Source organism: Salegentibacter sp. (assembly GCF_041642575.1).
In the GTDB taxonomy this organism is placed as follows: Bacteria; Bacteroidota; Bacteroidia; order Flavobacteriales; family Flavobacteriaceae; genus Salegentibacter.
Map to the genome: position 1 here is coordinate 35,206 of NZ_JBEPWD010000008.1, position 14,081 is coordinate 49,286.

Genomic DNA, 14,081 nt, shown 5'->3' on the forward strand with positions numbered 1-14,081 from the left:
TCAGGGTTATAGTAATTTCCCTGATCTACGAGGATGTTCCAATGATCAAAACCTTCCGGTAAGCCGTGAAGATGCCATTTTCCCACCAAAGCAGTTTGGTAACCAACTTCTTTAAGGTATTTCGGGAGGGTGGCTTGTGAGCCGTCAAAAACATCACCATTCATTCTAAAACCATTTATGTGGCTGTGTTTTCCGGTTAGAATAACTGCCCTGCTTGGCCCACAAATGGAATTAGTGCAGAAGTTATTATTGAACTTCACTCCATTTTGAGCAATGCGATCAATATTTGGAGTTGGAGCAAGTTGACTTACAGGGTGGCCGTATGCACTTATTGCCTGGGTCGCATGGTCATCGGTCATTATAAAGACTATGTTAGGTCTTTCAGGAGATTCCTCTTTTGATTCCTCCTGTTTTTGTTTACAGGAAAAAAGGAGAAATCCTAGTAGGAGGACTGCGAAAATCTTTTGAAATGATTTTTGTCTTAGCATTCGGCGAAGTTTAGTTGATTATTTTGCTATCAAATTTCATCAAAAATACAAAAAGCTTGTATTTTTGATGAAATTAAGACTACAACAAAAACTGCACAGAAATGTTTAAATAGATGAAAATTAGGTTGATATATAGTTTATTATTGGTAATGTTGATGAATCTAAGCGGTTTTTCTCAACAGCTCACACCACCTATACAAAACTATTCTTCGCGGGATTATGAAGCTGCCAGCCAGAACTGGGATATAGATATAGACGAGCAGGGGATTATCTATGTGGCCAACAACCAGGGATTACTGAGTTATGATGGGCAACGCTGGAAATTACATAGCTTAAAGACCGGCTCTATTATCAGATCTGTTTACACACGCCAGGACAGAATATATACAGGCTCCTATAAAGAATTTGGCTATTGGTCACGGGATATCACCGGGAGTTTAAAATACAACTCCTTAATTCATCTTTTAGATGAAGATCTTCTGAACAGTGATGAGTTCTGGGAAATTCTCTCATATAAGGATGCGATCTATTTTAGGTCTTTTGGTGCTATTTATAAATATGAGCATGATAGCATTGAATTGGTAAAGAATGTAGTTACCAATAAAATGACTGTTTTTAATAACCGCCTATTAATCGCAACAGGAGAGTCTGGTTTACAATATTTGGATGAGGATGGAGAGATGGAAGCCTTACCTAATCAAGATATTTTGGAAGGAAAAACCATAATTGATGTCGAGGTTAACGGTGAAAACTTATTGATTGGAACTAGAGAAGCTCTGTATGAATTTGATGGTGAAGCATGTCGTCTTTTCAAAGATGATATTTTGAATGCTGATCTCAACCGATTTGAATTAAATCATATTTTGGTGCTCCCTAATGAAGAAATTGTATTAGGAACCGTGAAGAACGGGATAATTCATTATAACCAGGCAGAAGGGACTTACCGGCTTTATAACAGGCATCACGGTTTGCAAAATAATACTGTGTTGCGCATGGTTGAAAATAATGGCAAAATCTGGTTAAGTCTTGATAACGGGGTGGATATGGTTAATCTGAAATCCCCGATTGAATATTTTACAGACGACACCGGTGAGTTGGGGGCGGTATATGATCTGGAATTTTTTAATGAGAAGTTATATTTAGGCAGTAATACCGGGGTTTACCGATTCGTGGAAGATGAACTTGAACTAATAAGAGGTTCTGAAGGCCATACCTGGAATCTTGAGGTCCTGGATGAGGTTTTGTATGCTAATCACAACACCGGCACTTTCATAATAGAAGAAAATTCTTTTCAGCCGATAGAGGATCGCACGGGAAGTTTTAAAATATATAATTCTTATAATACCGGGAACGAAAAATTAGTGGCAACCTATACCGGAATTACACGGGTAAATGAGGATAATATTGCTGAACCAATAGAGGGAATTAATTTTCCAGTGCGTGAGATATTATTCCAGGAATCATCCAGTCTTCTGGCAGCCCACCCTTATGAAGGGATTTTCAGGATTAATTTTGACCCAGACTACAATGGTGTTCTTTCCGTGGAAAAACTTAGGGATATAGACGGAAAAGGTCACTACAATGCTGATATCTTCCGCATTAATGATCAGCTTGCAATTTTTAATCGTGGGAAATGGTACAGGTATAATAGTTTTACCCGGGACCTCGAACATTTGAAAGAGCTGGAGAATTATAAAAATAATAAACTTTTGTTTTATGACACTGCGGGTTACTGGTTTACTAACACTAGGGAGAATTCCCTGGTTTTTACCGATTTAAAGAGGGATATTGTAAGAGTTGCCTCATCTAAGATCAAGGACAGGCTTGTTAAGAATTATGAGAAAATTATTAGAACGAGTGATTCTGTTTATTATGTAGCTCTTAATGATGGTTTTGCCCGGATCAACCTGAAGGAATTGATCCGAAGCCGAAACCGGGAACAGCTTAGTCAGCCCATTATCCGGGGTTTTTCAGATATCAATCAGCGATATGATCTTTCCGTGAAGCCTGAAGTTCCTTATAACATGGCCAGGGATATTCTTGTGCAAACCGCTTTGCCCGTTTCAGATGCTGCCGGGATGCATTATGAGCTTATTGGTGAAGATACTTTACAGGGGAAAGTAGAGAATGGCGTGCTTAATTTTCAAAACCTCAGACATGGAGATTATAAACTAAACCTGTTTGCGATTAGTCCGCAAAAAGGGGCCTCTGCCAAAACTTCTTTTCCATTTAAGGTAAGTCCACCCTGGTATCTTTCCGGGTTAATGAAGTTTCTGTATATACTGATGTTTCTTGGCCTGATTGGGCTTATTTACTGGTTTAATCAACTTAAATTAAAAAAACAGCAGCTGTTGCTGGAGCAAAAATTTGAGAAGGACCACGAGGAACGGCTTAATCAACTGGAAAAACAGAGATTGATGAATGAGATCACTTTAAAACGTAAAGAACTCGCTAATACAACCATGGTAGCTGCTAAAAAGAATGAAGTACTTATGGAGATCCAGGGGGAATTAAATAAGGATAAGAACAAGTTCACAAATCAATTCCGATTAAAGCATATTATGAATAAGATCAACCGGGCTATTAAGAATAAGGATGAATGGCAGGTTTTTGAGACCAACTTTAATGAGGTTCATGAAGATTTTTTTAAAGACCTTCTGGAAACTTATCCGCAGCTCACCAATAAAGATCTGAAATTGTGTTCTTACCTTAAAATGAATTTAACCTCTAAAGAAATTGCTCCATTAATGGGAATTTCGGTACGAGGAGTAGAGGTCCATCGATACAGATTACGTAAGAAAATGGGATTGGACAATAAGGAAAATTTAACAAATTTCCTTATTAAGAACTTTTAAAAAGCCCTTATTAGCCTCTAAAAACTACTACTACATTACTACATCATAAGCATAAATATTCTTTAAAATTTTACTTCAAAAATTGTTTAAAATACTGTTTATCAGTATCTTAAATCGTTAAATTTCATGATGTAGTCATAGTGTACTACAACGTTTTCGTAAAACTGAACTAAGGCTGTATCTTTCTGTGAAATTCAGTTAAAAACCGAACGTATGAAATTTAAAATTTTTACTCTTTTTGTCTTCTTATTTTCTCTTTATGGGAATGCACAGGATACAAAAACAATTAGCGGGGTAATCGTAGACCCTACTGACATGCCTCTTCCGGGGGCCGAAGTGAAAGTTATCGGAAAAAATATTTTTTCAATAACCGACTTTGATGGAAACTTCACGCTGGAAAACGTGGAGGAAGGCGATGTCTTTAGAGTGACATTTCTAGGTTTTAAACCTCAGGAAATCACCATTTCCACAGAGGATACTTATAATGTTACTCTTGAAGAAGATGCCGGTCAACTGGAAGAAGTTGTGATTGTAGGATATGGTACTCAGAAAAAAAGAGACCTCACCGGTTCTATTGCAACTATAGAAGCTGAAGAAATCGAAAAAACTCCTACCTCGAACGTAATGCAATCCCTGCAGGGTAAAGTTTCAGGGGTGCAAATTGTTAATTCCGGTTCTCCCGGAGATTCTCCTACCGTAAGAATTAGAGGTCTTGGTACCTTTGGTGATGCTACTAATGTCTTATACGTTGTAGATGGAGCGCTTTACGATAATATAGACTTTCTTAATACAAAGGATATAAAATCTGTGAATGTGTTGAAAGATGCTTCTTCCTCTGCCATATATGGAGTGCGGGCTGCAAACGGAGTAGTTATCATTGAAACTAAATCAGGTAGAAAAAACCAGAAAATTCAGTTTGAGTATGACGGGTATACCGGGATTCAGCGTGCCCAAAATGTGGTGAAACTTGCCAATACCGAACAATTTTACACCATGGCACAGGAATCGGGCTCACAGGCCGATATCAATTTTATTGAAAATGCCATTCAGCGTTATGGACGTAGCCGAATTAATCCAAACGTGCCTGCTGTTAATACCGACTGGTATAAGGAAATCCTGCGGGAAGGTTTAATCCAGAATCATAGTATTTCCGCAAGTGGAGGTGGAGAAAAAGCGTCTTATGCTGTAGGAGCTAACTATACCGACCAGGAAGGAGTTTTGGATATGAAGAACAATTATGAGCGTTTCAATATTCGTTCTAAAATTGACGTAGATGTCACCGATCGTCTTAAAGCCGGGGTGAACTCGATCTTTAGTAATGCTACTAAATTCACTCCTGAAAATGGTGCATGGTTTAGAGCTTATTTTGCTGTTCCCGTCATGCCGGTAATTGATGAACTCAATACCGAAGCTGGTCCAATTCCATATTCCAACGCACAGCTTTTGGGATACCGGGGGACTCAGAACCCATTTCAGGACATGTCGTATAATGAAAACAGGCAGAAAATAAGAAAGTTACTTACTACTATGTATCTTCAGTATGACATTATTGAAGATAAGCTGGATTTCAAAACAACCTACAGCCATGATTATTCCAGTTTAGAAAACCGAGATGTAAACTTACCATATACTCTTGGAAACAACTTTGAAAGAAGATCCAGTATTAGAAGAGAGAATAATAACTTCTCCAATCAGTTTTGGGATAATGTGCTCACCTATGATGATAGTTTTGGAGATCACGATCTAACTGTAATGCTTGGTGCTTCCTATAGAGATGAGGCAAGCAATACTTTCTCTGCTACAGGATTTGATATTTCAGGGATTGACCTGGAAACCAGCTGGTACCTGGATTTTGCCGATCGGGATTCCTTTAGTAACAATGTAAACGAAAGAGGCGTAAGATTCTACGGCGTTTCCTATTTTGGTAGAGTTGCTTATGATTATAAAGATAAATATCTTTTATACGCCACTTTAAGGGCTGATGGTTCTTCTAAGTTCACCTTAGATCCATGGGGATATTTCCCTTCTGTAGGTTTAGGTTGGGTTATATCTGATGAAGAATTTCTTGCTGATAATGAATTTCTTGATTTTCTTAAGTTGAGAGCCAGCTGGGGAAAACTTGGGAACGATAATGTTGCCGCCAGTGCCGGATCAAATACTATAAATGTTATTACTACGCCAATAGGAGACAATCCGCGTACAGGTTTAACATCCACCAGTGTATTTTCTAATAATACATGGGAAGTGATCGAAGAGAAAAACTTTGGGTTGAACCTTCAGACATTTGACAACAGATTATCTATAGATGCTGATTATTATATAAGGGATACTCATGATGCGATCCTACCGGTATATATTCCTATTGTAAACCGAAGTGTGGACAGAAACTCGGGTGTTATTCGAAATGAAGGTCTGGAATTAAGCGCTAACTGGAGTCACCAGGTTTCTGATGATTTTAGTTATAGAATTGGGGCCAATTTCACCACCCTTAAAAACGAAGCTATAGAGATTGAAGATGAAGCCGGGTATATAGATTCCGGCTCAGCTGAATTTCGCCAGCGTACAACTCTGGGAGGACCTTTACTTGGTTTCTATGGCTACGAGAGGATAGGAGTATACCAGAATCAACAACAAATAGACAATGATCCAATAGCCTTGGAAAATGATCTGGAACCCGGAGATCTGATTTACAGAGATCAAAATGGGGACGGAGTGATAGATGATTCAGACCGGGTTATACTAGGTTCATTCCTCCCTGAATATACCTTTGGAGGTAGTGTAGGAGTGAACTATAAGGCATTTGAGTTTTCTATGGACGTCTACGCGCAAACAGGTAATAAGATCCTTAACCGAAAAAGAGGGGAAATTATTTTTACCCAGGATACCAATATGGATGCTGATCTTGCGATTAACAGATGGCACGGAGAAGGAACCAGTAATAGTTATCCATCATCTGCCGGACTGCGCAAGGCCTGGAACCAGAGATTAAGCGATTTTTGGGTTGAGGATGGAGACTTCTTCAGGATTCAGAATGTGCAGGTAGCTTATAATATAGAAGCCGAAGGTCTCCCACAAACCAGAATTTATTTCACTGCAGAAAAACCGGTGTCCATTTTTGACTATAACGGTTTTAACCCTGAAGTTTCTAATGGTGTAGACAGACAAACCTATCCGGTACCTGCTATTTACACTCTGGGTGTTAATTTAAAATTCTAAAAAGATTATTATGAAAAATTATAAAAGCATAAAAATAATTCTTCTTTCCTTAATGGTAGGATTAGGACTAAGTTCGTGCCATGACAAACTGGATGTTCGGGAAGGACAATTAAATACTGGAGATCTGGACTATACCGATTCCAGTTTAATGATTCAGCCTCTAATTGGAGCTTATTATGAATTAGCCACCCGGGGCTGGGAAGAGCCTCTGTTGCTTGGAGTAAGAGGGGACGATGTGAATGCCGGAGGTTTAGGTGACCAGCAACCTTTTGCTGATACCGATATGTACTCATATGATAGGGGATACTGGATGTACAACTCACTATGGAATGTGCATTATAATGATATTATCAATATGAATACAGCTATCCTGCAATTGGAAAATTTTAAAGAATTTACCGATGAAGCAGATACCCAAAAGGCTGATCAATATATTGCCGAAATCATGGTGATCAGGGCTTGGTTGCATTTTAACCTGGCCAGGGTTTGGGAAGATGTGTTCATTATTACTTCCAATCAACCTGAAGAGGAACTGGAAAAGGGAGTTTCTTCAAAAGAAGAAATGATGCAATTTATTTCAGATGAAATGGATTTTGCAATAGAAAACCTTCCGGATCTAAGACCAAATGAAAGAACCGATATTCAGGGTGGGGTTACCAGCTATACTGCCTACGCCTTAAAAGCACTCGCACACCAGGAACTTGGTAATCATCAGGAAGTCGCAGATGCGGCTGGAGAGATCATAGGCTCAGGAAAATTTGAACTCTTTCCCGATTTTTATCAGCTTTTCAAAAATCCGGGGGAGTTGAGTAATGAAAATTTATTTGAACTGCAATATTCAGATTACGGAACTCCATCAGGAGATGCGCTTTATCATAACTTTGCTCCATTTGGTCCTCAGAATTGGACGCCTGAAAGAGAAAATGCTCAGAGTGGCTGGGGCTTCTATGAACCAAGTCTTAAATTTATCAAATTTATGCTGGATAGGGATGAGGAAGTTAGATTACAAACCAGTGTATTATTTACCAACCGCGGAATTGCAGAGTTGGAAGAAGATGGTTATACCGACCTTCCGTCTTTTGTAAACAACGAAACCCCTTCAGGAGATGTGATCAACGATTTTGAAAGAGCGATATTCTCTAGCGGGAAACATTACCTGCCGTCAACTCAATTAACCGATGGTAGAAACAATTACGGCGCCGGGAAGAATTTAATTCTTATTCGTTATGCTGAAATTCTTCTTATGTATGCTGAGGCTGTAACCCTTGGAGCTAACGCCCCAAGTATCTCTGCTGATGAGGCTGTGAACCTGGTTAGAAACCGTGCAGGAATGCCTTCAATTAGCGGGGTAACTCACGAGCAGGTACTGGATGAAAAATTTGCAGAGTTGGCTATGGAATGGGGGATTAGGTATTTTGATATGATTCGCCATGATAATTATGGAGAATTGAGCTATGACGGCAGAACCTTTTCGGCGGAGGATGAATATTTGCCATATCCTCAGGCGCAGGTAGATGCATTACCTCTTGGGGCAAATGCAATAATGAATTCAATTTTAAATCAGCAAAACTAGTAGGTATGAAAAACTATTTAAAATCTTCAATAGGTCTTTTGTTGCTCGTTATAGGTTTTGCCTCCTGCGAGTATGATGGAATAGATCCGCTTACCCAGATAGATCCGGGGCCCGATGAGGGAGCACCAGAGATCAATATTCAATCTCCTTCTGATGGAGCAACTATTCAGGTTCCCGAGCCTGTTGCCTCTGTAAATATCCGCTTTGAAGTAATAGACGATATTGAAGTCGATAATATCGAAGTGTTGGTAAACGGAAACCAGATTGCAACTTATGATGACTTTCTTGATTACCGTATCGTAAAAGAGGAAATTGTTTTTGACGAGGTCACCAACGGTGAACATACCCTAACCATCAATGCCACGGATATCGCAGGAAATACTACCACAAAGACGGTTAATTTCAGTAAGGAGCCTCCATATACACCTAGATATGCAGGGGAATTCTTTTATATGCCATTTAATGGTGATTTTATGGAACTCGTTAATATCTATGAGGCTGACGAAACCGGAAATCCCGCCATAACCGGAAATTCTTATCTGGGGTCGGGAGCTTATTTTGGAGTTGCAGATTCGTATATCGATGTGGAATTGAATGAAGAAGATCTGGGAAGTGAATTCAGTGGTGCTTTCTGGTATAAGATGAGTGCAGAAGAAGACCGCGCAGGAATTCTGGTGGCAGGTGCTGAAGGATCTGGGGCGGATGAAAATCGTGAGCAAGGTTTCAGACTATTTAGAGAAGGTTCTGCCGATTCGCAAACTATTAAGCTAAATGTAGGTAATGGAGACGGTGAGAGCTGGAACGATGGTGGAACCATTGATGTTGACGGAGAATGGATGCATATTGCTTTCAGTATAACTCCTTCCGAAACTATCCTGTACGTTAACGGAATGCCGTTAAGAACGGGAGCAATGGCCGGAGAGATAGACTGGACAGGAGTTGAGCAATTAACAATTGGTGCAGGTGGAGAGGCATTTAGTTATTGGGATCATAGATCGGATGTAAACAGTGTTATTGATGAACTAAGGTTATTTAACCGTGAATTAACCCAGGCTGAAATCCAGGACTTGATCAATGCTTCTTCAGTAACTCTTGATATGCCTTTTGATGGCAACTATAATGATTTGGTAGCCAATCGTGAAGTAACCGAAGTTGGTTCTCCAGGTTTTGCCGGAGAAAGCGTTTCAGGAAGTAATGCCTATGCTGGTGCAGAAGGAGCCTACTTAATGATGCCTTCAGATGGATTACTGAGCGAAGAATTTAGTGCCACTTTTTGGTATAAGGTGAATGCCAGCCCAGATCGTGCAGGAATTATCACCATTAGCCCTGAAGATGAAGACAATCCTGATGCTCAGAATAACAGAACCAGCGGATTCAGATTATTTAGAGAAGGAAATGCCGAGGAACAACGAATTAAAGCTAATGTTGGAAATGGTTCAGCAGATAGCTGGAACGATGGTGGTGTAATTACGGTTGCAGATGGCGAGTGGGTACACGTAGCTTTTGTATTAACAGATTCTGAAAGCCGAATTTATCTGGATGGCGAACTGGTGAATACCGGTGATGTTTCGGGTGGAGTAGACTGGACCGGAACCGATATAGTTTCCATTATGTCTGGTGCTCCAAGATTCACCGAATGGAACCACCTGTCAGACCAGAGTTATATGGACGAACTGCGTTTCTATAATAAGGCCCTTACCCAGGAAGAGATACAGGCTGCAATGGCCAATTAAAGATAATTCCGGTACTTGATAAGAGTGCCGGAATCCTTTTCCTCTCTGGAGTCGCCCGGGGAGAATAATAGTATGCGATATTTTGATGAAAATACCGGAATTAAGAATTATTTCAAACCGGATTAGAGATGTTTAGAAGCTTATATTTTATTGGATTAATGTTGATCATAATTTCTTGTTCCAGTGATGATGGGCCGGGATACGAAGAGCCATATATTCCTGGTCCTGAAGAAGAGCGGTTAGGTGATGAGGAACTTCTGGAAAAGGTTCAGGAACAAACCTTTAAATATTTCTGGAATTTTGCTGCACCTAATTCCGGTCTCGCCAGGGAACGTTCCCAGCAGGATGCCTATGGAGGTCAGGGAAGAAATATAGTTACCATCGGTGGGTCGGGCTTTGGCCTGGCAGCTTTTCCGGTTGCCGTAGAACGCGGATGGATAAGCAGGAGCGAGGCCGTACAACGCCTTCAGAAGATCCTTGATTTTCTGGAAGAAGTTCCCACCTATCATGGTGCGTTTTCGCATTGGTATCTTGATGATACCGCGCAAACCCAGGCGTTCGGTGATCTTGATGATGGGGGAGATCTTGTGGAAACTGCATTTTTAATGCAGGGACTTTTGATCGCCCGACAATATTTTTCTGCAGAAACAGAAATTACTGATCGAATCACAACCTTATGGGAGGCTGTAGAATGGGACTGGTACACCCAGGGCGAAAATGTTCTTTACTGGCATTGGTCACCCAACTACAATTTCCAAAAAGATCTGAAAATCCAGGGATGGAATGAATCGCTCATAATTTATGTGTTAGCAGCTTCGTCACCTACACATCCAATCGAAGAAGAGGTTTACCACCAAGGTTGGGCTTCTAATGGGAATATGGTAAATAACCGACAGTATTACGGGATAGATCTCCCGCTGGGACCTGCTTATGGTGGGCCACTCTTTTTTGCACATTATTCTTTTATAGGTTTGGATCCCCGAAACCTGAGCGATCAGTATGCTAATTACTGGGACCAAAACAAGGCACATACTTTAATTCATTATAACTACGCCATAGATAATCCTAAAGGTTTTGAAGGCTATGGAGAAAATAGTTGGGGATTTACTGCCAGCGACAATTACCAGGGCTACTCGGCCCACAGCCCGGCAAACGATCTTGGGGTAATTACCCCTACTGCGGCCCTATCATCTTTTCCATACACTCCAGAAGAATCTATGAAAGCCCTCCGCTATTTTTATGAGGAAATGGGAACAACACTTTGGGGGCCATATGGCTTTTATGATGCCTTTTCTGAAGAAGAAAATTGGGTAGCCGATGGCTATCTGGCCATAGATCAGGGACCTATTATTTCTATGATAGAAAATCACAGAACCGGATTACTTTGGGATCTATTTATGGGCGATGAGGAAATCCAGAAAGGGCTCAGCCGATTAAACTTTAATTATTAAATAACCGAGAATCCAATTTTATATGAGCAATTTTAAAATCAGCCTACTCCTTCTAATATTTTTTGTTGGAGTAAGTTGTAAAAATGATAAAAAACCCAAAACTGAGGTTGCAGATATTCAGACCCTAAGTGACGAAGCATTGCTGGATACCGTGCAAAAACAGACCCTTAAGTATTTCTGGGATTATGCTGAACCAAATTCCGGAATGGCTCGTGAGCGTTATCACCCGGATGGAGAATATCCAAAAGATGATGCTCACGTAGTAACGACAGGAGGATCTGGTTTTGGGCTAATGGCGATTGTTGCAGGAATGGAACGGGAATGGATAGAGCGTGATTCGGCAGTAGCCCGTTTAGATAAGATCGCAGATTTCTTAGATAATGCACCGAGATTTCATGGGGTTTGGTCACACTGGTTAAACGGTGAAACGGGCGAAATTCAGGCCTTCAGTGAAAAAGATAATGGAGGTGATCTAGTGGAAACTTCATTTTTAGCACAGGGCTTTCTCGTGGTTCGTGAATATTTAAAGAACGGAAACGAAGAAGAAAAAGCGATTGCGGCAAAATATGATGAGCTTTGGAAAGGCATCGAGTGGGAGTGGTACACCAACAATAAAGACGGACTTTACTGGCACTGGTCACCAGATTATCAGTGGGAAATGGACTTTATGATTGAAGGCTATAACGAATGTTTAATAACCTATGTAATGGCCGCATCTTCTCCAGATCACGCTATTGAACCTGATGTTTATCACAAAGGTTGGGCCCGTGGAGGAGATATTGTTACCGATAAAGAAGCTTATGGGCTTCCTTTAATTTTAAAACATAACACTCGGGGCAACAAAGGAGGACCACTTTTTTGGGCGCACTACTCTTATCTTGGTCTTAATCCAACCGGACTTGAAGATCAGTACGCCAATTACTGGGATCTTAATGTCAATCATAGTTTGATCAATTACAATTACTGCGTAGAAAATCCGGAAGGTTTTGAAACCTACAGTAAAGATTCCTGGGGCTTGACGGCCAGCTATACCCGTAATGAAAATGACGGAATTGGTTATACTGCCCATTCTCCCGATGATGATAAAGGAGTGGTAGCGCCAACCGCGGCGGTAAGTTCAATCCCGTATACTCCGGAGGAGTCTCTCCGCGCAATTCGATATTTCTACGAAGAGCAAAAGGAGTTGCTTTGGGGCCCTGCAGGCTTTTACGATGCCTTTAGTCTGGAAGGAGAGGACTGGGCTGCAAAACGGTACCTGGCCATCGATCAGGGGCCGCAGGTGGTGATGATCGAAAATTATAGAACAGGGCTTATTTGGGACTTGTTTATGCAGGCTCCTGAAGTTCAGGAAGGTTTAGATAAATTAGGTTTTAATGTTTCAGATTAATTTGCATGAATAACTTACTAACATCTGTCAAAAACATTTGGAGTCTTACTTTCTCCCTCTTGGTATTCAGCTTTTCAGGTAATATGCTGGCTCAGGAAGAAGTTTTTGAATTTGTAGTGCTTCCCGACACCCAGACTTATGTTGAAGAATTTCCTGAAATCTATCTTCACCAGATGCGATGGTTAGCAAATAATGAAGACAGGTTTTCTTTTGCGCTTCACGTAGGCGATATCACCCAGAATAACAACGGAAAAGAATGGGATGTTGCTAAAAAAGGATTCAATATGATTCAGGGTAAAGTGCCTTATTCCTTTGCTTTAGGTAATCACGATATGGGAAGTGAAAGTGGGAAATTTGCTGATACCAGGAATACTTCATTAGCTAACGCCTATTTTACGGTTGAGGATTTTCCTGATCTTACAGCCTCTTTTCCGGAAGGGAAAGTAGACAATTTGCTAAGCGATTTTAAGATAGGTGACCAGGAATGGATGGTTCTTTCATTAGAGTTCGGACCCAGAAATAAAACCCTCACCTGGGCCAATGAGATGATTGCTGAAAACTCCGATCACAATTTTATTATAATAACCCACGCCCACATTTATGAAGATAGTACCCTTCACGATGGTGAAGATTTTTGGCTTCCTGAAAACTATGGTATAGGGGAAGATACCGGTGAAGAAGCCCCAAATAATGGCGGGCAGGTTTGGGAGAAACTGGTCAAAAAACACGATAATATTTCGATGGTGTTTTCCGGGCACATTCTTAAATCTGGAGTGGGAACTCTGGTAAGTGAAGGTGAAAAAGGAAATAAGGTGTACCAAATGCTTGCCAACTATCAGAAAGGTGTTGAGGGTTCAGAGAATGGCGGGAACGGATTTTTACGAATTATAAAAGTTGATTCGGAAAATCAACAAATTCACGTAAAAACCTATTCTCCATGGCTTGATGAATTTAAGGAAGAAAAAGAACATGATTTCTCATTTGAAAATGTACAATTGAAATAATCAGCAATAACCTCAGCGGGTACTTAATCTTTGAGGTTTTATATATAAAAAATGAAAAAAAGATTTTTATACATATTAGCGGTGTTCATTGTAATAATGTTGGTTCCGATTACGGTAGCAGCTCAAGATCAGGAAGCCTTTAAAAAAGAACAATTTATTAAAGATGGCTCCACTTTAAATTACCGCATTTTATTCCCGCAGGATTTTTCCGAAGAAAAAGAATATCCGGTGGTATTATTTTTACATGGTGCAGGGGAAAGAGGTGATGATAACGAGTCACAATTAACCCATGGCAGTGAATTATTTTTGAAGAATCAGGAGAAATTTCCGGCGATAGTTATTTTTCCGCAGGCCCCAAAAGAGGATTATTGGGC

Annotated in this window: 8 protein-coding genes and 1 pseudogene; 8 read left to right on the plus strand and 1 reads right to left on the minus strand. The window is 40.3% G+C overall.

The window, feature by feature from the left end; all coding sequences use genetic code 11:
* A partial coding sequence (locus ACESK1_RS03070) for a sulfatase-like hydrolase/transferase (protein ID WP_372917805.1) occupies window positions 1-488 on the minus strand: 488 nt, incomplete at its 3' end.
* A 113-nt stretch (window positions 489-601) separates the two neighbouring features.
* Here ACESK1_RS03070 and ACESK1_RS03075 point away from each other — a divergent pair.
* The 8 genes and pseudogenes from ACESK1_RS03075 to ACESK1_RS03110 form a co-directional block, all read left to right on the plus strand.
* The gene (locus ACESK1_RS03075) at window positions 602-3,343 is read left to right on the plus strand and encodes a LuxR C-terminal-related transcriptional regulator (RefSeq protein WP_372917807.1); all 2,742 of its coding nucleotides are present in this window, start codon (window positions 602-604) and stop codon (window positions 3,341-3,343) included.
* Window positions 3,344-3,556: 213 nt separating this feature from the next.
* Window positions 3,557-6,559 carry a SusC/RagA family TonB-linked outer membrane protein gene (locus ACESK1_RS03080; RefSeq protein WP_372917809.1) on the plus strand — a complete coding sequence of 1,001 codons (3,003 nt, stop codon included), beginning with the start codon at window positions 3,557-3,559 and terminating at the stop codon, window positions 6,557-6,559.
* A 10-nt stretch (window positions 6,560-6,569) separates the two neighbouring features.
* Window positions 6,570-8,132, plus strand: coding sequence for a RagB/SusD family nutrient uptake outer membrane protein (locus ACESK1_RS03085; protein ID WP_372917811.1), 1,563 nt, complete (start codon window positions 6,570-6,572; stop codon window positions 8,130-8,132).
* Window positions 8,133-8,137: 5 nt separating this feature from the next.
* The gene (locus tag ACESK1_RS03090; RefSeq protein ID WP_372917813.1) at window positions 8,138-9,865 is read left to right on the plus strand and encodes a LamG-like jellyroll fold domain-containing protein; all 1,728 of its coding nucleotides are present in this window, start codon (window positions 8,138-8,140) and stop codon (window positions 9,863-9,865) included.
* Between the two features lie 128 nt (window positions 9,866-9,993).
* On the plus strand, window positions 9,994-11,316 hold the full coding sequence (locus ACESK1_RS03095; RefSeq protein ID WP_372917815.1) for a glucoamylase family protein: 1,323 nt from the start codon (window positions 9,994-9,996) through the stop codon (window positions 11,314-11,316).
* 22 nt (window positions 11,317-11,338) lie between these two features.
* Window positions 11,339-12,703, plus strand: a complete 1,365-nt coding sequence (locus tag ACESK1_RS03100; protein WP_372917817.1) for a glucoamylase family protein — start codon at window positions 11,339-11,341, stop codon at window positions 12,701-12,703.
* A 5-nt stretch (window positions 12,704-12,708) separates the two neighbouring features.
* Entirely contained in the window at window positions 12,709-13,707 is a 999-nt protein-coding gene (locus tag ACESK1_RS03105; RefSeq protein WP_372917819.1) for a metallophosphoesterase, read from the plus strand.
* 51 nt (window positions 13,708-13,758) lie between these two features.
* Window positions 13,759-14,081: pseudogene (locus tag ACESK1_RS03110) on the plus strand (phospholipase); the annotation flags it as partial.